The sequence below is a fragment of the Micromonospora sp. LH3U1 genome, from assembly GCF_028475105.1.
In the GTDB taxonomy this organism is placed as follows: Bacteria; Actinomycetota; Actinomycetes; order Mycobacteriales; family Micromonosporaceae; genus Micromonospora.
Map to the genome: position 1 here is coordinate 4135834 of NZ_CP116936.1, position 26666 is coordinate 4162499.

General features: G+C 69.6%; 21 protein-coding genes and 1 pseudogene. 6 read left to right on the plus strand and 16 right to left on the minus strand.

The genetic code is table 11. The features are described 5' to 3' along the window. Positions 1-17 precede the first annotated feature (17 nt). Positions 18-200, minus strand: a pseudogene (locus PCA76_RS32865) (MerR family transcriptional regulator); the annotation flags it as partial. On the opposite strand from PCA76_RS32865, the gene PCA76_RS19025 reads away from it, so the two are divergent. Next, positions 169-861, plus strand: coding sequence for a methyltransferase domain-containing protein (locus PCA76_RS19025; RefSeq protein WP_272611792.1), 693 nt, complete (start codon positions 169-171; stop codon positions 859-861). The pseudogene PCA76_RS32865 and the gene PCA76_RS19025 sit on opposite strands and share 32 nt — an antisense overlap. Before the next feature lie 99 nt (positions 862-960). Then, a complete protein-coding gene (locus PCA76_RS19030; protein ID WP_272611793.1) occupies positions 961-1404 on the plus strand; it encodes a hypothetical protein in 444 nt (147 codons plus the stop codon). 147 nt (positions 1405-1551) lie between these two features. Here PCA76_RS19030 and PCA76_RS19035 read toward each other — a convergent pair whose 3' ends face one another. From PCA76_RS19035 to PCA76_RS19080, 10 genes are all read right to left on the minus strand, one after another. Then, positions 1552-2934: an endo-1,4-beta-xylanase gene (locus PCA76_RS19035; protein WP_272611794.1), complete on the minus strand. Its 1383-nt coding sequence runs from the start codon at positions 2932-2934 to the stop codon at positions 1552-1554. Between the two features lie 42 nt (positions 2935-2976). Continuing rightward, entirely contained in the window at positions 2977-4305 is a 1329-nt protein-coding gene (locus PCA76_RS19040) for an extracellular catalytic domain type 1 short-chain-length polyhydroxyalkanoate depolymerase (protein ID WP_272611795.1), read from the minus strand. Positions 4306-4612: 307 nt separating this feature from the next. Continuing rightward, a complete protein-coding gene (locus tag PCA76_RS19045; protein ID WP_272611796.1) occupies positions 4613-6751 on the minus strand; it encodes an alpha-glucuronidase in 2139 nt (712 codons plus the stop codon). Further along, positions 6748-8781 carry a beta-galactosidase gene (locus PCA76_RS19050; RefSeq protein ID WP_272611797.1) on the minus strand — a complete coding sequence of 678 codons (2034 nt, stop codon included), beginning with the start codon at positions 8779-8781 and terminating at the stop codon, positions 6748-6750. The genes PCA76_RS19045 and PCA76_RS19050 overlap by 4 nt, the downstream gene beginning before the upstream one ends. Then, positions 8778-9467 (minus strand): DUF624 domain-containing protein, encoded by a 690-nt coding sequence (locus PCA76_RS19055; RefSeq protein ID WP_272611798.1) that lies wholly within the window; start codon positions 9465-9467, stop codon positions 8778-8780. The genes PCA76_RS19050 and PCA76_RS19055 overlap by 4 nt, the downstream gene beginning before the upstream one ends. Beyond that, positions 9464-9835 (minus strand): hypothetical protein, encoded by a 372-nt coding sequence (locus PCA76_RS19060; RefSeq protein ID WP_272611799.1) that lies wholly within the window; start codon positions 9833-9835, stop codon positions 9464-9466. Before PCA76_RS19060 ends, PCA76_RS19055 begins: the two co-directional genes overlap by 4 nt. Before the next feature lie 117 nt (positions 9836-9952). Continuing rightward, positions 9953-11590, minus strand: a complete 1638-nt coding sequence (locus PCA76_RS19065; RefSeq protein ID WP_272611800.1) for an ABC transporter substrate-binding protein — start codon at positions 11588-11590, stop codon at positions 9953-9955. A 52-nt stretch (positions 11591-11642) separates the two neighbouring features. Next, positions 11643-12551, minus strand: coding sequence for a carbohydrate ABC transporter permease (locus tag PCA76_RS19070; RefSeq protein WP_272611801.1), 909 nt, complete (start codon positions 12549-12551; stop codon positions 11643-11645). Next, positions 12548-13528, minus strand: a complete 981-nt coding sequence (locus PCA76_RS19075; RefSeq protein ID WP_272611802.1) for an ABC transporter permease — start codon at positions 13526-13528, stop codon at positions 12548-12550. The genes PCA76_RS19070 and PCA76_RS19075 overlap by 4 nt, the downstream gene beginning before the upstream one ends. Before the next feature lie 10 nt (positions 13529-13538). Further along, entirely contained in the window at positions 13539-15914 is a 2376-nt protein-coding gene (locus PCA76_RS19080) for a glycoside hydrolase family 3 N-terminal domain-containing protein (protein WP_272611803.1), read from the minus strand. 223 nt (positions 15915-16137) lie between these two features. Between PCA76_RS19080 and PCA76_RS19085 the strand changes: the two genes are divergently transcribed. The 4 genes from PCA76_RS19085 (at position 16138) to PCA76_RS19100 (ending at position 20265) form a co-directional block, all read left to right on the plus strand. Continuing rightward, the gene (locus PCA76_RS19085) at positions 16138-17175 is read left to right on the plus strand and encodes a LacI family DNA-binding transcriptional regulator (RefSeq protein WP_272611804.1); all 1038 of its coding nucleotides are present in this window, start codon (positions 16138-16140) and stop codon (positions 17173-17175) included. Between the two features lie 21 nt (positions 17176-17196). Further along, positions 17197-18204 carry an acetylxylan esterase gene (locus PCA76_RS19090; protein WP_272611805.1) on the plus strand — a complete coding sequence of 336 codons (1008 nt, stop codon included), beginning with the start codon at positions 17197-17199 and terminating at the stop codon, positions 18202-18204. A gap of 33 nt (positions 18205-18237) precedes the next feature. Next, on the plus strand, positions 18238-18828 hold the full coding sequence (locus tag PCA76_RS19095) for a DinB family protein (RefSeq protein WP_272611806.1): 591 nt from the start codon (positions 18238-18240) through the stop codon (positions 18826-18828). Positions 18829-19107: 279 nt separating this feature from the next. After that, complete coding sequence (locus PCA76_RS19100; RefSeq protein ID WP_442930145.1) at positions 19108-20265, plus strand: cellulose binding domain-containing protein; 1158 nt, start codon at positions 19108-19110, stop codon at positions 20263-20265. A 97-nt stretch (positions 20266-20362) separates the two neighbouring features. Here the strand turns inward: PCA76_RS19100 and PCA76_RS19105 are convergent, their stop codons facing one another. From PCA76_RS19105 to PCA76_RS19125, 5 genes are all read right to left on the minus strand, one after another. Beyond that, complete coding sequence (locus tag PCA76_RS19105) at positions 20363-21703, minus strand: endo-1,4-beta-xylanase (RefSeq protein ID WP_272611808.1); 1341 nt, start codon at positions 21701-21703, stop codon at positions 20363-20365. A gap of 406 nt (positions 21704-22109) precedes the next feature. Then, the gene (locus tag PCA76_RS19110; protein ID WP_272611809.1) at positions 22110-22574 is read right to left on the minus strand and encodes a MaoC family dehydratase; all 465 of its coding nucleotides are present in this window, start codon (positions 22572-22574) and stop codon (positions 22110-22112) included. A gap of 17 nt (positions 22575-22591) precedes the next feature. Continuing rightward, positions 22592-23740, minus strand: a complete 1149-nt coding sequence (locus PCA76_RS19115) for an acyl-CoA dehydrogenase family protein (protein ID WP_272611810.1) — start codon at positions 23738-23740, stop codon at positions 22592-22594. Positions 23741-23786: 46 nt separating this feature from the next. Next, on the minus strand, positions 23787-25601 hold the full coding sequence (locus tag PCA76_RS19120) for a LuxR family transcriptional regulator (protein WP_272611811.1): 1815 nt from the start codon (positions 25599-25601) through the stop codon (positions 23787-23789). Then, positions 25598-26608: an AAA family ATPase gene (locus tag PCA76_RS19125; RefSeq protein ID WP_272611812.1), complete on the minus strand. Its 1011-nt coding sequence runs from the start codon at positions 26606-26608 to the stop codon at positions 25598-25600. The genes PCA76_RS19120 and PCA76_RS19125 overlap by 4 nt, the downstream gene beginning before the upstream one ends. Positions 26609-26666: the final 58 nt, after the last annotated feature.

A 26666-nucleotide genomic window follows, 5' to 3' on the forward strand; every position in this document is an offset into this window, starting at 1 on the left:
CGTCCGCGGGTGTAGCGGCGACGGCCGCTGGTGGCCCGGGCGGGGCGGAGCAGGCCCACCGATTCCCAGTGCCGCAGTACGTGCGCTGGCAGGCCGAAGTGGTCGGCCACGTCGCCGATCGTCATCGCGCTTGACTTCATGTCGACATTAGGTCCGACCATGGCGGGCATGTCCAGTCTTCTAGCTGTCCTCGATGCCATCGAGACCGAGCCTGCGGCCGTCGAACTGCGTGCCCGTTCCTACGAGTTGTTCGGCGATCTCACTGGCCACGTCGTCGACGCTGGCTGTGGCAGTGGCCGCGCCGTCGCCGAGCTGGCCGAGCGCGGAGCCCACGCGGTCGGCGTCGACCTCGACCCCGAGATGATCGCGGTGGCCCGGGAGCGCTGGCCTGCCGGCGAGTTCCATGTCGGCGACGCCACCGAACTGCCGCTAGAGACCGGATCGGCCAGCTACTACCGGGCGGACAAGGTGTTGCACGTGCTCGACGACCCGGCGCGGGCCGTGGCCGAGGCCCGGCGAGTGCTCACACCGGGCGGCCGAGCCGTGCTGATCGGCCAGGACTGGGACCTGATCGCCATTGACTCGGACGAGCCGGAAGCCACCCGCCGGCTGGTCCACGCGAAGGCGGACTCGCTCCCGTCGCCGCGTGTTGCCCGGCGGTATCGCAACCTGCTGCTCGACGCCGGCTTCACCGACCCGACCGTCGAGGTGCACACCGCCGTGTTCACAGACGACACCGCGCTGGACCTGGTGAAGCGGATCACCGACGAGGAGACCTGGCTCGCCGAGCAGACCGAGCGCGCCCGCGCGAACCGGATCCTCGTCATCGTGCCGATGTTCCTCGTCGCCGCCCAGGCCTGACAACGAACGGGGACGGACTCGGTGAACTGCTCCTCCCCCGATGTCGGTGCTGCCCGCTACCGTGCCGGCACTGTTGACACGTGGAGGAAAGAGGCAGTGGTGGGCGCATCCGGGTGGAGCTACTTCGTCGCATACCAGCCAGACCTGGACGCGGCGTTGGACGCCCTGCGGGACAGGGTCTTCGCCGAGGGCGAGTACTGGTGGGCCCGGGGTGAGACCCCCAACTCGGCGAGCGACTATCCGAACCGCCCGGCCACCATGGAAGAGCTGTTCAACGACGAGTGGGTGCAGGAGTCGGGAACCCACTCCATCCTCGACGTCTACCGGGTCCTCAACGAGGGCGAGAGGCCCGACTACGGCACGGTTGAGCCGGTGAACGCCGCCGAGGCGCTGCGCCACGCCGGCACCGAGCGGCTCACCCGCGAGCACCTGGACGCCATCAAGGGGCTGGCCGCACGGAGGTGGTTCGGCCGCTGCGCGGTCCTGCACGACGGGCAGAGCAAGCCGGAGGAAATCTACTTCTGGGGCTTCTCCGGCGACTAACCAGGGCACCCCGCACCACGCCCGCACGCCCGGTGATCAAGAGGTTTGCGTCGGCCGGTCTGGCGTGTCGTGACGCAAACTTCTTGATCACCGAGGGCTGGGGGCCGGTGCGGGGTTCGGGATCGCCCCGCACCGGCCGGTGGGGCTTTAGCGGGCTGAGCAGGCGGGGCTGAGGGTGCCGGCGGTGCCGTTGGCCTGGAAGCCCCACTCGGTGGCTTGTCCGGCGCCGACCTGGCCGTTGTAGGCCACGTTCGTCCAACTCGTCGAGCCGGTGTTACCGCTGCGGTTGGCGTTCCAGGCGTTGGTGACCGTCGCGCCCGACGGCAACGCGATGCCGACCGTCCAGCCGTTGATGGCCGACGAGCCGGCCGTCACCTTCACCGTGGCGACGAAGCCACCCGTCCACTGGTTCACCGACACCGTCGCGGTGCAGCCGCCTTGGCCTGGAGGCGGGGTCGTGGGCGGGTCGGTCGGCGGGTCGGTGGGCGGGTCGGTCGGCGGGTCGGTCGGCGTGGTGCCGTTGTTCAGTGCGGCGAGGACCGCGTCGTACGCCGGCTTCTTGGACCCGTTGCTGTTGAACAGCAGCGGGGTCTGCGAGGCCCGCCACGAGTCGCTGTCGCGGATGCCCCAGACCGTGATCCCGTTGCACCGGGCGACCGCCAGGCAGTCCTCGACCACACTGCGGTAGGTGGTCGCCGACGCGCCCTGGATGTCCAACTCGGTGACCTGCACATCCACACCCAACGCCGCGAAACTCGACAACGTGGTGCGGTAGTTACTCACGTACGGCGAATCGTTGTTGAAGTGCGACTGGAACCCGACGCAGTCGATCGGCACACCCCGAGACTTGAAGTCCCGGACCATGTTGTAGACAGCCTGCGTCTTGGCGTGGGTCCAGTTGTCGGTGTTGTAGTCGTTGTAGCAGAGCTTCGCGCCCGGATCCGCGGCACGCGCCGCCCGGAACGCGGCTTCGATCCAGTCGTTACCGGTCCGCTGCAGGTTCGAGTCACGACGAGCACCGGAACTGCCATCGGCGAACGCCTCGTTGACCACGTCCCAGGTCACGATCTGGCCCCGGAAATGCGTCGCCACCTGCGTGACGTGATTGAGCATCGCCTGCCGCAACGCACTGCCACTCATGTTCTGCATCCAGCCCGGCTGCTGCGAGTGCCACGCCAGGGTGTGACCGCGCACGCTCATCCCCTGACTCCGGGCATGACTGACGATCCGCTCTGCCGAGCTGTAGCTGAACTGGCCCTGCTGCGGCTCGGTCGCGTCGATCTTCATCTCGTTCTCGGGCGTCACCGAGTTGAACTCACGATTCAAAATCGTCGTGTACGCACCATCGCTCAACCTGTTCGCCGCCACCGCCGTACCGAAATACCGGCCCTTCTCCGTGGCGGACGCACCCAGGGTCGTCCCGGCGCTCGCTGTGCCGGGCAGGAGCATCGCCATGCCGGCGGCGAGGGCGCCCACGCCGGTCAGCGCAAAGGCGGCTCTGGTTGCCGCCTTCCATTTCGCGTTTCTCATCGTGCGACTCCGTTTCTGACGTGGTGGTGGTGTGGGAGGGGATCAGGAGACCGAACAGGTGGCCCCGTTCAGGGCGAAGGACGCGGGCTTGCCTGTGCCGCCGGCGTGGGTGGCCTGGAAGCCGATGTCGACCGACGTGTTCGGCGCGATGGTGGCGTTGTAGGAGACGTTGCGGGCGGTCACCGCGCCGCTCGCCGGCGAGTACTGCGCGTTCCAGCCGTTGGTGATGCTCTGGCCGGAGGGCAGCGTGAAGGTCAGCGCCCAACCGTTGACGGGCGTGGTGCCGGTGTTGGTGATGGTCACGCTCGCGGTGAGCCCGGAGTTCCAGGCGTTGACCGTGTAGCCGATCCGGCACCCACCCTCAGTCGGCGGCGGGGTCGTCGGAGGCGGAGTGGTCGGGGGTGGGGTGGTCGGGGGCGGGGTGGTCGGAGGTGGAGTGGTCGGGGGCGGTGTGGTGCCGTCCAGCCCGAAGAAGCGGATCACCTGCGCGGCGTCGACCGGCAGGTTGTGCGTGACACCCTGCATGCTGATCGCCTCGACCGGGGCCATCGGACCGCTGCTGCCGTACCGGGTGCGGGTGTAGCCGGACTGCGGGGAATCGGTGTACGTCGGGCTCTGGCTCAACCCGTGCACGTTGGTCCACTGCTTGACCTGCTCGCCGAAGTTCGGGTAGCGCAGCGTCTCATCGTTGGTGCCGTGCCAGATCTGCATCCGTGGCCGTTGGCCGGTGTAGCCCGGGTACGCACCACGCACCAGGTCCCCCCACTGCTGCGGGGTCCTGATGAGCTGCCCGTTCGCGCACTCGCTGTTCCACTCCGAGCTGCCCCCGGTGGCGAAGCAGCTGAACGGAACCCCGGCGAAGGACGCACCCGCCGCGAACACGTCCGGGTAGTCGCCCAGCATGACGTTGGTCATCATCGCCCCGGAGGAGGTGCCGGTGGCAAAGATCCGTGCCGGGTCGGCGGCGTAACGCTGCCGCACGTAGTCGACCATCGCCATGAGCCCGACCGGGTCGCTGCCACCGCCACGGCGTAACGCCTGCGGCGAGTAGACGTCCCAGCACTTGCTACTGCGGGTGGCCGACGGGTAGATCACGATGAACCCGTACCGGTCCGCGAGGGATGCGTACTGCGTGCCCGAGTGGAACGCCGGGCCCGTTCCGGTGCAGTAGTGCATGGCCAGGAGGATCGCCGGTCGGGACGCCACCCGGTCCGGAACGTACAGGTGCATCTGCAGGTTGGTGGGGTTGGTGCCGAAGTTCGTCACCTGCGTGAGCGTCGCTGCCGACGCGGGCGTGGCGAACGTCAGCGCGGCGGCGGCCAGCGTCACGACCGCCATGACGACGCCAAGCATCCTTGTTTTCAGTGTCATCGTTTGCGATCCCTCGGAAAATAGGCGCGTGGAAGGGGACTTAAGTCGAGGACTGCCCTTCGCCCGACCCTGACCGCGGCTCGCGTGACCATGCCAGCTTCAATCGAGAACACTCGATTGTCAAGAGTTCCGGAAACCTTCCGCCGCAACGGATCCGGCGGCTACCTGCGTACCGATGGGCATCGGCGGGCATGAGCACCGCCGACTGGTTGCGAGCAATTACCGGGACGTTCTCGAAACGTGCCGGGCTTAGCGGAGACACGACGGGGAGACCCGGCCCGATGGCCGCGCCTCCCCGTCGTGCCGATCAGTAGATGGTGCGCCCTCGCTCGTCGGGCACCCCGGACTTGCGGTAGAAGTACGTGTTGATCTGGTCGCGCCACTCGGTGGCACACCGCACCTGCTCGTCGAGGCGTTCGGCCACCCGCTCGTACACGGCCGGGTCGATCATCCCGTTCAGCGTCTGCCACCGCCGTCGCATCGCCACCACCTCCTCGACGCCCGCGAAGTGGGTGTCGTAGATGTGCTGGATGACGGTCGACCCGCTGCGCAGGACGTGCCCGTACGGCACATGGTGGAAGAAGAGCAGCAACTCGTCGGGGCAACTGTCGGGCGATTCGTACACCTCGGACCAGTGCGGCGGGTACTGGCCCGCGAACCCGGTGCCCGACGCGCGGCTGCGGTCCACGCCCACACCATCGCGGTCGGCGAAGTGGTAGGTGCCCCACCGCGTGTACTCGTACCCGTCGACGCCGGGGCCGTAGTGGTCGCCGGGATGAACCATGAAGCCGACGCCCAGCGGGGCCGTGTACCGCTCGTAGGTACGCCAGGAGTCGTCCATGATCTCGTGCAGCGTCCGACCGACCAGCTCCGGGTCGGCGGTCGCCGACGGCGGGAAGGTCAGCGCGATCCATTCGTCGAGGACCGCCCGCGCGTCCAGCCGGGGATCCCAGGCGAGCCGCCCGAAGGTGTACAGGTTGGCCTGGGCCAACGGGTGTCCCGTCCAGAAGAGGTCGTCGCCCACGTTGGCGACCGCGACCAGGCCGCCGCCCTTGCCCGCCTCCCCGGCGGCCACGTCGGCCACCGACCGACCGCCCGGACCCCAGGGCGCGAACCGCAGCACCTCACTCCACCACGGACCGAGGTGGCAGACGTGTCGCTGCTGGCCGGTGTACTCCTGGGTGACCTGCAACTCCACCGCCAGCCGGGTCGCGGGCATCGCGGCGATCACCGGGGAGACCGGCTCACGCGTCTGGAAGTCCACCGGACCGAACTTCACCTGGAGGACCACGTTGGTGCGGAACCGCCCGTCGAGCGGGACGAAGTGGTCGTACGCGGCGCGTGCCCGGTCGGTGGACCGGTCCCGCCAATCCTGATGGTGGTTGTAGACGAAGGCCCGCCAGTGCACCACTCCCCCGTGCGGGGCGAGCGCCTCCGCCAGCACGTTCGCCCCGTCGGCGTGGTCACGCCCGTAGGTGAACGGGCCAGGTTGCCCCTCCGAGTCGGCCTTCACCACGTAGCCGCCGAAGTCCGGGATGCGCTCGTACACGTTCCGGCTGGTCGCGGCCCACCAGCTCCGCACCGCCCCGTCCAAGGGGTCCGCGGTCGACAGTCCACCGAGGACCACCGGCGCGGCGAAGGTGACCGACAGGTGCACCCGAATGCCGTACGGGCGTAGCACGTCCGCGATCTCGGCCACGTCGCCGAGTCGGTCGGTGAGCAGCAGCGCCTCTGTCCTGGCGACGTTGACGTTGTTCACCGAAATCGCGTTGACGCCACTCGCGGCCAACAGTCGCCCGTACTCCCGGACACGGGCCAGGTCGCCGCGCGGCTGGCCGTCCTGCCAGAAGATCGAGCCGCCCGCGTACCCCCGTTCGACCTGGCCCATCACCGGGTGCACGGCCACGTTGTCCCAGTGGTTCAGCATCCGTCGGCGCAGCGCGGGCCGGTGCCGTTCCGGCGGACGGGCCGGGTCGAAGGCCGCCGCACAGAGCCGGACCAGGTGGAACAGCCCGTACAGCAGGCCGGCGGGGGCGTCGGCGAGCACCACGGTCACGTTGTCCGCCCGGGCCAGCAGGAACCCCTCGTCGCCGAGCGTCTCTCCGTCGCCGATCTCCGTCAGTGCCGACTCCCCCACCGCGCGCGCCGCCTCCGCCCCCGGGCTCGGCAGCGGGGCCGCAGCACGCAGGGCGAGCACCAGGTCGACGTCCACATCCCAGGAGGGGGAATGCCACACCCGCCCGCCGTAGCGTGCGCAGGCACGCGCGACCTCGTCGAGGACGGTAGCGACGAGCAACCCGTCGCCGTGTACGAGAACGCGGCGCGCGCCAAGCGCCCGGAACGCCTCCGGGGGCAGCCAGGCCGCGTGTACGCGGGGCTCGTCACTGTCCACCGGCTCCTCGACGAACACCAGTTTCTCCAAATCCACGAACTCATCGGCGTTCACGTGTCCTCCCGCAGCACGACGACGCCGTACGCCGGCAGCCGCAGGGAGGAGCCTTCCGCCGTCCGGTCACCGGTGAGCAGGTCGACGCCACGGCTCCGGGCGGTCACCTCGACCGGCTCGGCCCGGTGGTTGAGCAGGAACAGCAGCCGCGACCCGTCGGGCGCGACCCGGACGGCGGATTCCAGGTCGGGTGTGTCCGGGTAGGGCCCGAGCACGTCGTGCCGGGCCAGCACCTGCCGAACCACCCAGGACACCCCGGCCTGGTCCAGACCGGCAGCCACGTACCAGCCGTCGCCGGCACCGAAGGAGTTGCGGGTCACCGCCGGGGTGCCCGCGTAGAAGTCGGCCTGGTAGGTGCCGACCACCTCGGCGCCCTGCGGAATCACCAACTCGAACAGCAGCCGCGCCTCGACGTCGACCTGATCCGCGTCGTCGCCGAGGCGGACCGGGTTGACCACCTCCGGGCCGCGCGCGTCCCACTCGTCGACCCGGACACCCATCAGCTGCCCGAGCGGTCCCGGCACGTCCATCAGGAAGGCCTGGTCGTTCTCGTCCACCCGACCTGACAGGTAGGTGGTCAGCACCGAACCGCCGCGCGTCGCCACCGCCTCCAGGCGCTGCGGCAGGTCACCCTTGAGCATGTGCAGGGCCGGGGCGACGACCACGGCGTAGCCGGACAGGTCGTGGGTCACCGGAACGACGTCCAGGTCCACGCCGGCGTCCCAGAGTGCCCGGTGGTAAGCGAGCACGACCTGCTGGTAGCGGACCAGTCGGGACGGGCCGTCGGAAATCTCCAACGACCACCAGCTGTCCCAGTCGAACAGCAGCGCCACCCGGGCCGGGGTCCGCGCGCCCAGCGACGCCGCGCCGAGCCGGTCCAGCTCGGCGCCCAACTCGGCGACCTCCCGGAACACCCGGGTGTCGGAGCGGCCGGCGTGACCGATGATCGCGCCGTGGTACTTCTCGCTGGCGCCCCGGGAGGCGCGCAGTTGGAAGAACAGCAGCGCGTCCGCCCCATGCGCCACCGCCTGCCAACTCCACAGCCGCATGAGGCCCGGCCGCTTCAGCGGGTTGACGTCACGGCACGCGGTGACGCTCGGGGACTGTTCCATCAACCAGAACGGCTGGCCGTCCTTGAGCCCGCGCATCAGGTCGTGGGTCAGCGCCATCCGGGCCGCCGACTCGTCGTCTGGCGGGTAGTTGTCCCAGGAGGCGAAGTCCAGGTGCGCGGCCCAGCGGTGGTAGTCGATCGGCCGGTACATGCCCATGAAGTTGGTGGTCACCGGCAGGTCCGGGCTGGACTCCCGGATGGCGACCTTCTCGTCGTGGAAGTTGATCAGCATCGCGTCGGAGGAGAACCGCAGATAGTCGAGGGTGATGCCCTGGAATGCGGTGTGGTCCGGGCCGCGCCAGTGCTCGGTCAGCGCCGACGGCGGCTCGATCTCGTCCCAGGCGGTGAAGGTGTGCGACCAGAAGGTGGCATACCAGGCCGCGTTCAGCTCGTCGAGGGTGCCGTAGCGGTTGCGCAGCCAGTCACGGAAGCCAGCCGCGCAGAGCTCGCAGTAGCAGGCGCCGCCGTACTCGTTGCCGACGTGCCACGCGATGACGGCCGGATTGTCGGCGTAGCGGCGGGCGACCCGGCGGGCCAGCTCGGCGGAGAGCCGGCGAAAGGCCGGGGAGCTGGGGCAGGAGTTGTGCCGCTGACCGAATCGGTGTTTGCGGCCCTCGAAGTCGGTCCGGGTCACCTCCGGGTACGCCTTCGCCAGCCACGCCGGGTGGGCCCCGGTGCCGGTCGCCAGGCAGATCCCCCGCCCTTCCGCGGCGGCCCGTTCGACGATCCGGTCCAGCAGTGCGAAGTCGTAGACGTCCTCGGCGGGCTGGGTGAGCGCCCAGTCGAACACGCCGATGGTGACCAGGTCGATCCGGGCGCTGTCAAAGAGACGGTAGTCCTGCTTCCACACGTCCTCGGGCCACTGTTCCGGGTTGTAGTCGCCTCCGAAGGGCACCTTGACGATGACGGGCAGGCTCATGCGGTGAACTCCTTCCGGATCAGGTGGATCATCGGGTCACTGACGCGTAGGAACGCCAGGACCGCGATCGAACCCAGCATCGCCAGCACCGCCTCGGAGAAGACCGCGGTGATACCGACCGCCGCGGCCACCAGCAACGCGTTGCCGAGGGTGACACCGGGGGTACGCACGAGGAAGTGCGCGGCCAGCCGGAGCACGTCCCGGAGGCGGAAGTCGAACAGCGAGGTGACCACCAGGGCGTTGGCCGCGCAGAGCGTCACCCCCACTCCGATCAGGACCAGCGGCACCGCCCACCACCCCGCAAGGCCGACCGCACCCAGGTAGGCGAGGTTCACGGCGAGGACGGTCAGCCACAGCAACGTCGGCACCCAGACGCGCAGCACGCTGGACAGGTTGGCCCGGTACCCGCGCCAGAACAGAACGGCGGGCCGCAGGTCGGTAAGGTCGGGGCGCTGGTGGCGCAGGGCGTACAGGGCAGCCGAGATCGCGGGGCCGACCGGCACCAGGAAGGCCGCGACCAGCGGCAGGTTGCTGGGGTCGCGGCCCAGCAGCAGCATGGGGAGCAGGGCGGGCAGGGTGGTGAGCAGGAGCAGCAACTCGACCACGAGCAGGATGTAGACCCGGGAGGCGATCCGCGACAGTGGCCCGTCGCCAAGCTGTCGCCGGGCATGGGCGGCGCCGCTCACAGATGCTCCTTCCGGTCGCTCCCGACCGGAGGTCCGAGTAGGCGGTCGGCGTTCCACCACGGCGGGGTCTCGTCCACCACCGCGCTCAGTTCCAGGAGGGTGACCTCGTGCCGGCTGAGGGTGAGGTCCACCTCGACCCGGCCGCCGTTGCCCGCCTCCTCGCTGGCCGCGTACAGGTGGTAGGTGGGTTTCTTGATCTGGCGGTGGGTGAGCAGGCCGTACCCGCCGTGGCCGATGTCGCGTTGGATGAGGGCCAGCGAGTCCTGATAGTCGCGGCGCAGGGCCAACTCGAAACGGCCGGTGCCGACGCAGTGCCGCCCGGCGTCGGTGAGGCGGCCGGAGGGCTGGTCGGAGACGGTGATGCGCATTGCTGTCCTCTGGTCGTCCTGCGGGAGGGCGGGCGGGTCGCGCGCGTCGCACCGGCCGGTGGTCGCCGGAAAGTCCGGTCGGGCCGCGTTGCGCTGCCCGACCGGATCTCCCGCTGCTCAGCCGTTGTTCTTCTGGAACCGTTCGTACGCCTTGTTGACCATGTCGATGTACTGCTCGGAGTTCTTGGCCTTCAGCTCGGCCACGTACGCGTCCCACTCGCTGAGGGGCCGCTGGCCCAGGGCGAACTTCAGCGTGTTCTGCGAGACGAAGTCCTTCAGCGGGGTCTCCCAGAGCGACACCTGCTCGCGCTCCTCATCGGTGAACGGGTACGGCGGCGGCACCTCGATCGGCTTTCGAGCGTCCATCACCTTCTGGAACTCGAGCTCCTCCGGGGAGAAGAACCCGCGAACCAGGTCGGGGGTGCCGCCGTAGGTGAAGACACCGTTGTAGAAGCCGAAATCCTTCTGCAGGTGCTTGGTGCCCTTGGGGTTGAGCCCCAGGACGTCGACGTCGGCGGTGACGGAGTGCTTGCCGGACGCGTCCTTGGTGAAGGTGGTGCCCTCGACGCCCCAGCGGGCGAACTCCATGCCGGCGTCGGAATACCACAGCCAGTCGATGAACTGCATCATGGCCACGAAGTTCTTGCTCTCCCTGGCCTTCGAGGAGATCATGATGCCGTTCTCCAGCCGCGGGAAGGGATTGATCTCACCAGCCGGGCCGACCGGCAGCGGGATCTTGGTCATCTTCGCGTTCGGCAGGGTCTTGGCCAGGTCGGGCCGGTGGTTGTTGACCAGGGTCTGCGCGTTGCCGGTGACCACGAAGGACTTCCCGTTGGCAAGCTTCTGGCGCGCCTGGTCATCGGTTTGGGTGAAGCTCTCCGGGTCGAGCAGGCCCTCGGCGACGAGCTTGTGCAGGTACGTGAGCATCTGCTTGTACTGCTCGGACGCGCCGGTGTAGTTGAACTTCTTCGCGGCCGGGTCCCACGTGGCGTGCTGGTAGTTCCAGCCCGCCTGGGTGCCGTACGACGTGCCGAGGATGTTCAGCAGGGCGCCGGTCGGGGTGGGCTTGCTGAACAGGTCGGAGTACGGGTAGACGTTCGGGTACTTCGCCTTCATCGCCTTGAGCGCGGTGTACAAGTCGTCCCAGGTCTTCGGGACCGGCAGGTTCAGCTCCTGCAGGATATCGGAGCGCACCAGCACGGTGTAGTCCTGCGTGGGCTTCTCGTGGACCCCGGGCAGCAGGTAGAACTTACCGTCGGACTGCCGCAGGTTGTCGATCTCCGGCTTGAGGTTCCACTTGGCGATCTTGTCCTTGAGGTTGGGCATCAGATCCAGGTAGTCGCTCACCGGGAGGATCGCCCCGGAGGACACGAACGCGTTCTCCTGCGGGTGGTACGTCTTCGGGATGATCAGCGGGGCGTCACCGGCGCCGATCAGCAGGCTGCGCTTCTGCTCGTAGTCGCTCAGCGGAACCGCGACCGGATCGATCTTGACGTTGGTCCGCTTGGTCAGTTCCGACCAGAACAGCCAGTCTTCCTTGAGCGGGTAGAACGTGTGGTTGTTGTAGAGGGTGGAGAAGGAGAGTGCCTCGGTGGCCTTGAACTGCTCGCCGACGCCGTAGTTGGCCATCGCGCCGGCCCGGTTCTCCGAGAGGTCCGTCGACTCGGCGGGGTCCTCGGAACAGGCGGTGGTGAGGGTGAGTGCGAGCAGACCCGCGGTGGCTATCGCCACGCGGCGCCACGTCTTGTGGAGCATGGCTCGTCCTTTCGGTGGTGGGGTTCGGGAGTGGAGCAATGCGGCACTCGCCTCATCCCTTGACGGCGCCGAGCATCACGCCGGAGACGAAGTACCGCTGGACGAAGGGGTAGACCGCCAGGATCGGCAGGGTGGTGAGCACGATCGTCACGGCCTGGAGGGTGGCCGCCGCCTGGACCTTGTCGGCGTCGGCGGCGGCCGACTCGGCGCTGGTGGCACCCGCGATGAGGTTGCGCAGGTAGACGGTGACCGGCAGCAGGTCCTGCTCGTCGAGGTAGAGGAAGGCGGTGAACCACGAGTTCCAGAAGGAGACCGCGTAGAAGAGCACCATCGTGGCGATGATCGCCTTCGACAGCGGCAGCACGATCCGCAGCAGGATGCCGTACGTGTTCAGCCCGTCGACCGCCGCCGCCTCCTCCAACTCGGTCGGCAGGCTCTCGAAGAACGCCTTCATGACCAGCAGGTTGAACACGCTGATGGCGTTGGGGATCACCACGGCCCAGATGGTGTTCTTCATGCCCAGGCTGGTGACCAGCACGTAGTTGGGGATCAGGCCACCTGAGAAGAACATGGTGAACAGCGCGACGCCGACGAGGATGCCGCGCCCCTTGAGCTGCGGCTTCGACAGCACGTACGCGTAACACGTGGTCAGCACGATCGAGATGAGCGTGGCGACCACCGTGTAGACCACCGTGTTGCGGTAGTTCGTCCAGAACATCGCATCGGACATGAGCAGCTTGTACGCGGTCACGTCGAACCCGCGCGGGACGATGCTCACCTTCCCGGCGATGATGTACGCCTCCTCGCTGAGCGAGCGGGCCACGATGTTGAGGAACGGGTACAGAGTCACGATCACGACGCCGATCAGGACGACCGTGTTGACGACCCGGAAGATCCGGTAGCCCCGGCTGTCCACCGGCCCGCGCGTCTTCGGCGCCTCGCTCTTCGTACCGAGGGTCACCACAGGCTCGTCCCTATCGTGCGACGGGAGATGAGGTTCGCCGACAGGACCAGGACCAGCCCGATCACCGCCTCGAAGAGACCGATGGCAGCGGCGTAGCTGAAGTTGCTGGACTGGAAGCCCATCCGGAACAGGTAGGTGGAGATGACGTCCGCGGTCGGGTAGGTCAACGGGTTGTAGAGCAGCAGGATCTTCTCGAACCCGACCGCCATGAAGCTGCCGATGTTGAGGATGAGCAGCGTCACCATCGTCGGCCGGATGCCGGGCAGCGTCACGTGCCAGGTCTGGCGCAGCCGGCTGGCGCCGTCGATCCGGGCGGCCTCGTACAGGTCCTCGTCGATGGTGGTGAGGGCGGCGAGGTAGAGGATCGTGCCCCAGCCGACGGTCTGCCAGACCTCGGACGAGACGTAGATGGTGCGGAACCACTCCGGTTGTTGCAGGAACGCGACCGCGTCGCCGCCGAACAACCGGACGAGTTGGTTGGCCGTGCCGTCGATCGAGGTCAACTGCATGACCATCGCCGCCACGATCACGATCGACAGGAAGTGCGGCAGGTAGGAGACGGACTGGACGAACCGCTTGAACCGGCGGGCCCGCACCTCGTTCAGCAGCAGCGCCAGCAGGATCGGCAACGGGAAGCAGAACAGCAGGGTCAACGCCCCGAGCACGAGGGTGTTGGTGAAGACCTCCCAGAACGTCGGGTCGGTGAAGAACATCCGGAAGTACCGCAGCCCGACCCAGTACTCACCGAAGATGCTGCCGCCCGGCTTGAAACGGCGGAACGCGATGATGTTCCCGATCATCGGCAGGTAGCGGAAGACCAGGAAGAACAGCAGCGGCAGGACGGCGAGCGAGTAGAGCTGCCAGTCCCGGCGCAGCGCCTGCCGCCAGCTTCGACGACGGCGCGGCGACTGCCGGGTGGGGCGGGGATCCGCCGCCGGAGAACCGGGCGGCGCCGGCCGCAACGTCGATGTCATCCTCGGCCTCCTAGGCGGAGTGCGGGACGGCCACGAGGGGCTCCACCCGCACCGACGTGAGCAGTTCCCGCTGGTGGCCGACCTGGCGCTCGGCGCCGGTCAGCCGTAGCGGCAGGGTCGCCGCCGCGTCGCCGCTCGACCGGCCGAACCGCAGCTCGACGTCGCCGGGCTCGATGACCCGCCGGCCGGACAGCCCGACGAACGACGCCACGTCAGCCGGGACGCCGAACGTCACGTGTGCCACCTCGCCGGGCTCCAACGGCAGTCGGGTGTAACCGATCAGCCGGACAACCGGGCGGGTGGTCTGCGCGACCGGGTCGTGCAGGTAGAGCTGCACCACCTCGGTGCCGGCCCGGTCACCGGTGTTGGCGACGGTGATCCGCACCCGCACCTCGCCGTCGACCGGCCAGGCGGCCGGCTCATCCTGCGTCTCGCCCGCCGGCTCCACGACCGTGGCGTCAGACCACTCGAAGGTGGTGTAGGTCAGCCCGTGGCCGAACGGGTACGCCGGGCTCGGATCGATCGAGGAGACCTTGTTGCGCTGGCCGAGCGGCGGCGACAGGTAGGTGCTCGGCATTCCGCCCGCGTCGCGGGGAACGCTGACCGGCAACCGACCGGACGGGTTCACCGCGCCGGTCAGCACCTCGGCGAGCGCCTGCCCACCGAGCTGACCGAGGAAGAACGCCTGCACCACGGCTGCCGCGGAGTCGAACTCCGGGCCGAGCGCGTAGGGGCGACCGGTCATCAGCACCAGGACGACCGGGGTGCCGGTAGCGAGGACGGCCCGGACGAGGTCGGCCTGCACGCCGGGCAGCTGAAGGTCGGCCGCGTCGCAGCCCTCGCCGGAGGTGCCCCGGCCGAACATCCCCGCCCGGTCACCGACGGCGAGCACGCACACGTCGGCGGCGGCGACCGCGGCGACCGCGGCCGGGATGCCCGAGGTGTCCTCGCCGGTGATGGTGCATCCCAACTCGTAGCTGAGCAGCGGAACGCGTCGGGCCAACTCGTCGCGCAGCGAGAAGATGTCCAGGCCGAGCCCGTACTCGCTGTGGTTGACGCCCACATGGTTGGGGAAGGAGTAGCAGCCGAGCATGGCCATCGGGTCGTCGGCAGCCGGGCCGACCAGGGCGACCCGGCCGCCAGCGGGCAGCGGAAGGACACCGGTGTTGCGCAGCAGGACGACGGATTCCTGTGCCAGGCGTAGGGCCACGTCCTGGCTGATCTCGTCGTCGAGGCGCAGGGACGCCACATCGTCGGGCAGTTCCTGCCAACCCTCGTCGAGCAGTCCGACCTCGATCTTCTGGATCAACACCCGACGGAGCGCGCGGTCGATCAGCGCCTCGTCGACCTCGCCGCAGCGCACCGCCTCCACCAGCGGGGCGCCGAAGGTGTCCACGGTGGGCAACTCGACGTCGATCCCGGCCCGCAGGGCAAGCCGGGCCGCGTCGACGCCGCGATCGGCGACACCGTGCAGGGTCTGCAGGAAGCGCACGGAGAAGTAGTCGGCGACCACGGTGCCGGTGAAGCCCCACTCGTCGCGCAGGAGGCCGGTCAGCAGCTCCTCGTCGGCGGCGACGGGCAGGCCGTCGATCTCGGCGTAGGAGTTCATCACCGAACGGGCGCCACCGTGGCGCAGCGCCATCTCGAACGGCGGCAGGATGACGTCGGCCAACTCCCGGCGACCCATCGACACCGGCGCGAGGTTGCGTCCGCCGCGGGAGGCGGAGTAGCCGGCGAAGTGCTTCAGCGTGGCCACCACGCCGGCCCTCTCCAGGCCCCGCACGTACGCGGCACCGGTCGTCCCCACCAGGTAGGGATCCTCGCCGATCGTCTCCTCGGTGCGGCCCCAGCGGTAGTCGCGGGTGACGTCGAGGACCGGGGCGAGCCCCTGGTGCACGCCGGCAGCGCGCATCGAGCGCCCGATGCGGTCCGCCATCGCCTCGACCAGATCGGGGTCGAAGGACGCGCCCCAGCTGAGCGGGGTCGGGTAGACGGTGGCGCGCCACGCCGCGAACCCGGTGAGGCACTCCTCGTGCACCTGTGCCGGAATGCCGAACCGACTGGCGGCCACGATCTGCGCCTGCGAGGCCGCCAGCGACCGGGCGCCGAGCACGGGGTCGACCGGTGCGGTGCCGAACGGTCGGGTGAGCTGGCCCAGCCCGTGCTGGATGATGCTGCTCCACGGGACGGTGTTGTCGATCATGTCGGATTGATGTGGGGCGACACCCTCACCGGATGCCTCGGCGCCGACCCAGACCCCGACGAGCTGGGCGACCTTCTCCTCCAGCGACATCAACGGCAGGAGCGCCTCGGCCCGTTCGGTCGGCGACAACCGCGAATCACGCCACGGCGCGGCGCCGCTGTCCACAGGCAACTGACTTCTCATGCCAAGACCCCTTAGCTCCGGCCACTTCCCCGTGTCCTCGTGGAACCAGTTCCGTGGCGGACATTTTCACGATCCGAAACTTTCCGGAAACCCGCGTAACCTTTTCGGCAACCTAAGGGCGTCCATCGATGTGTGTCAAGAGTCCCGTCTGCCGGATCGGCTGGCATGGACGGCAGACCGTGTTAAGGTCCTCCGAAACTTTCGGATGCTGCATGAGGCCGCGATGACAGAGCACCGCCCGCTCGACCCACCCGCCTCCACCACCATCGCCACCATCGCCACCGATGTCGGTGTCTCGGTCGCGACGGTGTCCAAGGTCCTGAACGGACGTGGCGATGTCGCCCCCGGCACCCGAGCCCGGGTGGAGGCGAGCCTCGACCGCCACCAGTACCAGCGCCGCACCCGGCGACCCTCGACGAGCGGCGGACGGATCAATCTCGTGTTCCACGAGTTCGACACCGGATGGGCGATGGAGATCCTGCGTGGCGTCGAGGCGGTGACCACCGCGGCCGGCGTCGGGTTGTCGGTCGCTCAGCTCGACGGCGCGCACCGCCCGCCGGCACGATGGCTGGAGGCGTTACTCGCCGACCGCCCGTTGGGCGTGTTGTTCGTCCTCTCCCATCTGGCCGAGGCCCAGCAACAGCACCTGCGGCGCCAGGGCATACCGTTCGTCGTCGTCGACACCGACAGCGCGACTTCGGCCTCCGTGCCCACCGTCGGTTCGAACAACTGGAACGGCGGCCTGCTCGCCACCCGGCACCTCCTGGAGTTGGGACACCGGCGGATCGCCATCATCTCCGGGCCACCCGACATGCTCTGCAGTCGCGCCCGCGCCGCCGGCTTTCAGTCTGCCCACGAGGAAGCCGGGCTCGCGGTCGACCGCGAACTGGTCCGCTACGGCAGTTTCTCCGCGGGCGCCGGGCACACCCACGGGCTGCAACTGCTACGCCAGCCGTCCCGGCCCACGGCGATCTTCGCCGGTTCCGACATCCAGGCCATGGGGGTGCTCCGGGCCGCCCGCCAGTGCGGCCTCCGTGTGCCCGAGGACCTTTCGGTGATCGGGTACGACAATCTGCCGGTCTCCGCCTGGACCGACCCGGCCCTGACCACGATCAACCAGCCGTTGCGCGACATGGCTGGCATCGCCACTCAGATGCTGCTCGACCTGACGCGAGGCAATGAGCCGCCGACCAGCCGGATCGACCTGGTGACCGAGTTGGTCGTCCGGGAAAGCACCGCACCACCCGCCACCCCGCACTGACTCCGGCCCCTGCGAGGACCCGTGTCCCACTCCCCGTCCATTCCCGACGAACTCCGGCGGTACGCGCCCCAGGTCGTCGAACCCGACGACTTCGACGAGTTCTGGCGTGACACGCTCGCCGCTGCGACCGCTCGGCCGGTGCTCGTCGACGTCCGCCCGGAGCCGACCGATCTGCGCCTGCTCGACTCCTGGGACGTCACGTTCGCCGGCTTCGACGGCGACCCCGTACGGGCCTGGTACACCCGCCCGGCTGGCGTTCGAGAGCCGCTGCCTGCCGTGGTCGAGTACGCCGGCTACGGCCGCGGCCGCGGCCTGCCACACGAGCGGCTGACCTGGCCGGTGGCCGGGTACGCGCACCTGCTGATGGACAACCGGGGTCAGGCGGGGCAGTACGGTGCCGGGGACACCGCCGACCCGCACGGCGCGCCCGGCGGGCCCTGGCCGGTCACCTGGGGGATCCTCGACCCGCGTGACTACCACTACCGCCGCCTGATCACCGACGCGGTCAGGGCCGTCGAGGCGGTCAGGGCCCTGCCGGGGGTCGACGCAGACCGGGTGAGCGTGGTCGGTAACAGCCAGGGCGGCGGCCTCGCCCTGGCGGTGGCGGGCCTCGTCGACGACCTCAGCGCGGTGCTGACCACCGCACCGTTCCTCTGCGACATGCAACGGGCCGTCCAGCTCTGCGAACCCGCGCCGTACGGCGAGATCGCCCGGTATCTGGCCGTGCACCGGGAGGCCGAGGAGGCGGTGTGGCGCACTCTGTCCTATGTCGACGGTGTCAGCTTCGCGCGACGTGCGACGGCGCCGGCGCACTTCGGCGTCGGTCTACGTGACACCGTCTGTCCACCGACAACCGGCTTTGCCGCCTACAACCAGTACGGTGCGGCGGCCCGGCTACCGGTCCCGCCCGCGCGCGAGATGTACGTCTACCCGTTCAACGGCCACGAGGGCGGCGAGGCGGTGCACGTCCGGCGTCAGCTGCGCTGGCTCGACGCGGTGCTCCACCCGGCTCGCGCATCGGGGCATTGAGGTCGCCGGGAGCAGGTGGCAGGCTCATGCCCCATGATCGATGAGTTCGCGAAGACGCACCTGCACAGCGATCTCCGGGAGATTCGTGAGGCGATCCTCTGGAAGCTCGATGGGCTCGGCGAGTACGACGTTCGCCGCCCCCTGACCGCAACCGGCACGAATCTTCTCGGCCTGGTCAAACATCTGTCGGCCTGGGAGGCCAGGTACTTCGGTGAGGTCTTCGGGCGGCCGTTCCCGGAGCCCCTGGCCCGCTGGGACGACGCCGAGGCGGTCGGCGGCGAGATGTGGGCGACCGAGCACGAGACGCGCGAGGAGATCATCGACCGTTACCGTCGTGTGTGGGAGCACTCGGATACGACGATCATCGCCCTGGACGCCGACTCCCCCGGTCACGTGCCCTGGTGGCCGCGCCCACAGGTCACGCTGTTCACCATCCTGGTCCACCTGCTCGCCGAGACGAACCGTCACGCCGGACACGCCGACATCCTGCGCGAACAGCTGGACGGCTCGACAGGAACGGCAGCGCAATACGTCGACCAACAGGGCGACGCGGCCTTCTGGAACGCCAGACGAGCGCAGATCGAGCGGGCCGCCAAGACAGCTTTGCCTGAGGGACGTTCGTAGGACGGACATCGTGATGGCATAGCCGAACGCCGATCTATTGCTGATGTTAGCGATAACACGCTATGGTGCGTCAGGCGAGGTGCAGGGCACACCTCCGCCACGGCTCATCGGCCTGTCGCGTCCGACCGTCGATGGCCAGATACAGCGCTACGACCACCAGTGAAGACGTCCGGGTTTCTGGTCGTTCCGCGCCGCCCCCTCCGCATGCCGCGTCATGGCGCGGGCATCCGTCCCTTCGGTGCCCGCTGCTGTCGCGCACCCACCACCTGAGGAAGTCCCATGAGCAGTTCGACGCTCGACCATCCCGTCCCTCCCTCCCCTACCGCCATCCCAGCGACGTCGAGGCCCCGACGGGCCCGCCTGTGGTGGGCCGCCCTGGCCGCCGTCGCCGCCATGGTCGCCGCCGTACCGATCGCGACCACTCCCGCGAGCGCGGAATCCAATGGCGGCGTACGCGTGATGCCCCTCGGTGACTCGATCACCGACGGATTCAACGTCCCCGGCGGTTACCGGATCGAACTCTGGCAGCGGTTCACGACCGGCGGTTACCGGATCGACTTCGTCGGCTCCCAGTTCAATGGCCCAGCCAGCCTCGGCGACCACGACCACCAGGGCCATTCCGGATGGACGATCGCCCAGATCGACGCCAACGTCGTCAACTGGTTGCGGGCCACGAATCCCCGGACCGTGCTGCTGCACATCGGCACCAACGACATGTACGGAGACACGTCCGGCGCCCCGGCCCGGCTGGCCACCCTGGTCGACCGGATCACCACCAACGCCCCGAACGCGGAGGTGTTCGTGGCGACGATCATCCCGAAGTCCGGTGCGGACAACCAGGTCCGGGGCTACAACGCCGCGATCCCCGGGATCGTGCAGACCAGGGCCGCCGCCGGCAAACGCGTCCACCTGGTCGACATGTACGGCGCCCTGACGCTCAGCGACCTGGCCGACGGCGTGCACCCCAACGCCACGGGCTACCGCAAGATGGCCGCAGCCTGGTACGACGCTCTCCGGACGGTGCCCGGCAGCATCGGGGGCGACACTCCTCCGACCACCACCCCTCCGACCACGACCCCACCGACCACCACGACCCCGCCGACCACCCCGCCGGCGTCTGGCGGGTGCCGCGTCGCGTACACCGTCAACGCCTGGAACAGCGGTTTCACCGCCTCGGTCTCGGTGACCAACACGAGCAGCGCACCGGTCAACGGTTGGGCCCTGGCGTTCACGCTGCCGGGTGGGCAGACCATCACCAACGGCTGGAACGCCACCTACTCCCCGTCGAGCGGAGCGGTGACCGCCCGCAACGTCTCCTACAACGCGACGATCGCGCCGAACACCTCGGTCGACATCGGCTTCCAGGCGACCCACACCGGCAGCACCGCCCGACCGTCCGCATTCACCCTCAACGGCACCGCCTGCGCGATCGTCTGACACCACCCCTGGCGACCTGCACCTGCTGATCCAGCTACCCGCACAGATGATGGGGCGGCGACGGAAACCGTCGCCGCCCCTCAGCGTGCGGTGCTGCTCAGGAGGCGGTGCAGGATTGCACCACTGGGCGCGTCCAGTTGCCGTTGGCCATGGTGGTGAAGCCGAAGACGTTGCCGCTGCCGTTCGACCGCATGGTCATGACGTTTCCGCTGCCGTCCCAGCTCGGACTGCCGTTCCAGGTGGCCGACACCTTCTGCGGCGGGGTGACCGAGACCACGACGGTCCAGCTGCTCGCCCCACTGACGGTCACCTGACTGTTGAACCGGTCGCCCCACCGGGTGCTGTCCTGCAGGGTCGCGGTGCAACTGCCGCTGGGCGGGTCGGTCGGTGGCGGGGTGGTGGTAGGCGGGGTGGTGGTGGGTGGGTTGGTGGGTGTGGTGCCGTTGTTGAGCGCGGCGAGGACCGCGTCGTACGCCGCCTTCTTCTGACCGCTGCTGTTGAACAGCAGCGGGGTCTGCGAGGCCCGCCACGAGTCGCTGTCGCGGATGCCCCAGACCGTGATCCCGTTACACCGGGCGACCGCCAGGCAGTCCTCGACCACACTGCGGTAGGTGGTCGCCGAGGCGCCCTGGATGTCCAACTCGGTGACCTGCACATCCACACCCAACGCCGCGAAACTCGACAACGTGGTGCGGTAGTTACTCACATACGGCGAATCGTTGTTGAAGTGCGACTGGAACCCGACGCAGTCGATCGGCACACCACGAGACTTGAAGTCCCGAACCATGTTGTAGACAGCCTGCGTCTTGGCCTGGGTCCAGTTGTCGGTGTTGTAATCGTTGTAGCAGAGCTTCGCGCCCGGATCCGCCGCACGCGCCGCCCGGAACGCGGCCTCGATCCAGTCGTTACCGGTCCGCTGCAGATTCGAGTCACGACGAGCACCGGAACTACCATCGGCGAACGCCTCGTTGACCACGTCCCACGTCACGATCTGACCCCGGAAATGCGTCGCCACCTGCGTGACGTGATTGAGCATCGCCTGCCGCAACGCACTGCCACTCATGTTCTGCATCCAGCCCGGCTGCTGCGAGTGCCACGCCAGGGTGTGCCCCCGCACGCTCATCCCGCGGCTCCGGGCGTGGTTGACGATCTGCTCCGCCGCACCGTAGCTGAACTGGCCCTGCTGCGGCTCCGTCGCGTCGATCTTCATCTCGTTCTCGGGCGTCACCGAGTTGAACTCACGATTCAAAATCGTCGTGTACGCACCATCGCTCAACCTGCTCGCCGCCACCGCCGTACCGAAATACCGACCCTTCTCCGTGGCAGACGCACCCAACGTCGTCCCGGCGCTCGCTGTCCCCGGCAGGAACGCGGCGCCGGTTGCGGCGAGTAGAGCCGCGGCGGCGAAGCCAATCGCCGTACGTGCTCGGGGGCCCATTTTTGGACGGCTGTCCCCGTGACACCTTTCGATCATGTTTTTTCCTTCCGTGGGGCCCGGGACGGCGCAGCTGACACACCGCCCCGGCGGTGGTGGGGTCTCGGGTCGGGACCGCGCACGGGAAGGCGTCCAGGAAGAGGCGCATACCCCTCGGTCATCGACTCCAATGGATGAGGAGTATGTCAGCGCCGCTCATCGACGGGCAAGAATTTCCGGAAGTTTAACGAGACGCGGTTCAGCCCGGTCATCGCGACAAGATACGGCTGCCCAGGCAGCACCCATGTCACCCGACAGCAACGTGTTGATGCATCGACCGTGGAGGAGCAGAGGGAGACGGAGTCGCGCAAGTTCCGGAACTACTTCCGCAACGCGGACACGCTGGCACGACCGCGTACGAGCTGACCGATCATCGACCTGCGGCTCGGTAGAGTCGGCTCACAGATTCGGCCACGCAGACGGGCTTGCCACCGCTGTCGCTCTCGACGGTGACCGCCGCGACCATCTGCACGCCGCCGGTCACCGGCGACACCTCGGCGATGGTGGCGGTGGCTCGTACGGCGGCGCCGACCCGAACGGGGGCGGGGAAACGCACCCGGTTCAGCCCGTAGTTGACCCCCATCGCCACCCCCTCGACCCGATAGAGCTGGCCGGCCAGCGCCGGCAGTAGCGACAGGGTCAGATACCCGTGCGCGATCGTCCCGCCGAACGGCCCCGCCGCGGCCCGAGCCGGGTCGAGATGGATCCACTGGTGGTCGTCGGTGGCGTCCGCGAAGAGGTCGACGCGGCTCTGCTCGATGCGCAGCCACGGACCGGGCCCGATGGTCTCGCCGACCGCGGCGGCCAACTCCTCGAACGAGCTGAAGACTCTCATGCCAGGTCTCCTTGGAGCTAGAAGGCGTTGACGCCGGTGAGCGCGCGTCCGATGAGGAGTTGCTGGATCTGGCTGGTGCCCTCGTAGAGCGTGGCGACCCGGGCATCACGCAGATACTTGCCGACGGGGTACTCGTCGATGTAGCCGTACCCACCGAACACCTGGACCGCGTTGTTGGCCGCACGGACGGCGGCCTCGCTGGCGAACAGCTTGGCCATCGACGCCTCGGTGGCGAACGGCTGCTCGCGGTCGATCAGGTCGGCCACCTGCCACACCAACAGCCGGGCGGCGGCAGCGTCGACCGCGATGGCGGCGAGAAGTTGCTGGACGAGTTGGTGGCCGGCGATCGGCTTGCCGAACTGGGTCCGCTGCCCGGCGTATTCGACCGCGGCGTCGAGGCAGCCCTGGGCGATGCCGACGCAGCCGGCGGCCACTGACATCCGGCCCTTGGCGAGGGTGGCAAGGGCCAGGCGGAACCCGGCGCCTTCGTCGCCGAGGCGGGCCGTGTCGGGCACGCGTACCTCGTCGAAGCGCAGCTCACCGGTGGCCTGACCGCGGAGGCCCAGCTTGCCGTGGATCTCCCGTCGGGTCAGCCCGGGACTGCCGGTGGGCACCAGGAACGCGGTGATCCCGCGGTGCCCGGGGCCGCCGGTGCGGGCGAAGACGAGCGCGACGTCGGCGGTGGTGCCGTTGGTGATGAACGTCTTCGTGCCGGTGAGCAGCCAGTCGGCGCCCTCGCGGACCGCGCGGGTCCGCAGCGCGGCGGCGTCCGAGCCGCTGTCCGGCTCGGTCAGCGCGAAACAGCCGAGTGCGGTGCCGGCGCAGAGTCGCGGCAGCCACTCGGCCCGCTGGGTGGCCGAGCCGTGGGCGGCGATCGACTTCGCGACCAGGCCGAGTGAGACCGAGACGATGCCGCGCACGGACGAGTCGCCCCGGCCGAGCTCCTCCAGAACCAGGCAGTACGCGAGGTGGTCACCGCCGGAACCGCCGTCGGCCTCGGCGATGGTCAGCCCCAGGAAGCCCAGGTCGCCGAGCATGGCGACGATGCCGGGGTCGACCGACTCGCGCCGATCCCAGGCGGCCGCGTGCGGTAACAACTCCCGGTTGGCGAACTCGGCGGCCAACTGGCGGACCGCGGCCTGCTCGGCGGAGAGGGTGAGCTCCATGGCCTTTAAACTAGCGGTGATAGTTAAACGCGTCCAGACCGGACGGTCACCGGTCGGAGGCCAGCCCGACGTGCCGTTCGGCGGCGAAGGCACAGGCCAACTCGGTGCGCGACCGGATGCCCAGCCGGTGGAACACGTTGCGCAGGTGATGATCGACCGTACGGGTGGAGAGGAACATCCGGGCGGCGATCTCCCGGTTGGTGGCGCCCTCCGCGACAAGTTCGGCGATCCGCAGTTGCTGGCCGGTCAGCAGTCGCGCCGCCGGCAGATCCGGCGGACCGACCGACTCCCCGGCCGCGCGCAGCTCCCTGGTGGCCTGCTCAGCCCAGCACGCCACCCCGAGCAGGCTGAACATCTCGCGGGCCTGGTGCAGGTGCGTACGCGCGTCGCGAGGGCGTCGGCTGCGGCGCAGCTCCTGGCCGAAGAGCAGCTCGGTACGGGCCCGCTCGAACGTGCCCGCATCCGTCGGGTGCAACCGCAACGCTGTCTGGAATTCCCGTTCTGCCTCGGTACCGCCTCGCGATGCGAGCAGCGCGTGGCACCGGGCGGACAGGGCCCGACGCAGCGGGCTCACGGTGCTGCTGGCCCACCGGTCGAACACGGCGAGGGCGGCCGTTGCCGCTGGTCGGTGCGCCAGGTGAGCCGCCGCTTCCACCAGGTACGGGGTGGCCATCACCTGCACGAGGACCTGACCTCGACCGGTGCCGAGCCGGGCCAACGACGCCAGTCGGTCGGCGGCCTCGGCGTGGCGGCCGTCGACCAGGTCGAGCACCGCCAGGGCCCACCCGGCGAGCGCGTGCGGACGGCTGCCCGGCGTCGGCGACTCGCCGATCTCGCGGATCCGCCGCAGGCTGGTGTCACGGTCGGCCCGCATCGCGGCGAGCACGGCCAGCATGCCCAAATGGATGTTGCCACAGTTGACCTGACCCGTGGCGCGAGCGACCCGTAGCCCGTCGCGGGAGGTTTCCGCCGCCGCCTCGTGCCGACCCAGCCAATACTCGGCGATCGCCCGCAACTCCAGTGCCCGGGACAGCATGGACAGCTCGCCCCGTTCCCGGGCCAACCCGACGGCGCGCTCGGCGAGCCGGTGCGCCGCGCCGTCCACGGCCACCAGCAGACCGGCCGCCGCCGCACAGGTGAGCGCGGTGGGGGTCAGCGCCGACCCGGTCAGCCGGCCACCCAGCACGACGGCGCGGCGCAGCGCGGGCCCGGCCCGCTCATGGTCGCCCCGCAGGGTCGCGGCCACCCCAGCAAGCAGGCAGCTCATCAGCTCCATCGCCGGCGGGTCGCTCGGGTGTCGCAACGCCAGCGCCTGGCGGGCGACCTCGGCGTACCGGTACTGGTCACCGGCGTAACAGACGGCCTCGCCGGCCCGCACCAGCCCGGACAACGCCAGGGCGCGGTCGGCGCCGGCCACCGCGTTGGCGGCGGACAGCAACGTGGCCGACGCACCTGAAGCGGCACCGCACCGCAGCTCCAACTCACCGCGCAGCAGATCGGCGCGCCCCCTGACGACCGGGTCCGTGGACACCGCACGGAGGCGGTCGAGCAGCAGCCGGGCCACGTCGGGTTGCCCCCCGACCCAGGCATAGTGGGCGGCGGTCAGCAGTCGGGCTGCGCTCTGGGTCGGATGATCGCTGAGCTCGGCCGCCCAGCGCAGCGCCGCCGAGGCGACCGCCCAGCCGCCGGCTCCACCAGCCGCCGCCTCTTCCAGCTCGGCGGCGAGAGCCGGATCGGCACCCGCCGTCGCGGCGGCGAGGTGCATCGCCCGGCGCAGCCGCTGCCCGTCCGCGACCAGCACCTCGGCGAGCAGCCGGTGCGCCGCCCGGCGCTCCGCGAGTGGCGCGCTGGCCGCGATCATCGTGCGCACCAACGGCTGCGGGAAGGTGACGCCCGCGGTTCGACGCGGACCAGGCCGGCGACCTCCGCCGGGGCGAGCGCCTCGACCTCGGTGCCGGCGGCTCCGGCGGCCCGGATCAGGGTCCCCGGCTCACCGTCCTCGTCGAGCGCGGCGAGCAGCAGCATCCGCCGGGTGTCCGGCGGCAACCGGTCCAACCGAGCCCGGTACGCGCGGCCCAACGCGCCGTCCGCCGGCGGCGCGGCGGGCAGCGACTCCTCCCCCCGCCACTGCCCTGGGCTGAGCACCTCGGCGAGATCCACCAGGGCCTGTGGGTTGCCGCCGCCGATTCCGGCCAGCGCGGTCAGGACCGACGCGGCGGGCCGCTCGGGAAGCCGGTCGGCGCTCTCCCGCTCGCCCAGTGGCCGGAGCTGGTCGGTGAGGACGGCGACGCTCTCGCTCTCGGTCAGCGCGCGGAGTCGGTACGCCGGTATCCCGTCGACCATGGTGGTGACATCCGCGGTGAGCAGGACGGCGATCGGAGAGTGCCGCAGTCGGCGGGCCACGAAGGCCAGCACCTGCGCGGTCTGCGGGTCACCTCGGTCGACGTCGTCCATGGTGGCGAGCAGCGGGCGGTCCCCGGCGGCGGCGACGAGCAACCCGAGCACCGCCATCGACAGCGTCAGTTGGCGGTCCGCCGGGCAGCTCTCCCCGGCCAGCGCGCGCCGCAGCAGTTGGCGCTGCTCGTTGGGCAGGGCGGCGGCCCGATCGAGCACCGGGTCGACCAGGCGCTGGAGGCCGGCGTACGGCAGGGCGGCCTCCTCGGTGAGGCCGGTCCCGGCGAGCACGGTGCAGGCCTCCGCGTGCCGGTGGGCGTAGCCGACCAGCGCCGTCCGGCCCGATCCGGGCTCCCCGTACACCAGCAGGGCACCGCCGCCGTCGGTCACGCCGTCGAGGAGGCTCCGGACAGCCCGGCACTCGTCGTCCCGGCCACGCAGCGCGGTTAGTTGCACTCTTGATGCAGTAACCATGCCTGCCAGTGTCACCCATTGGTAACCGGATGGAAAGAGGGGGCGATATCGGGCCGAG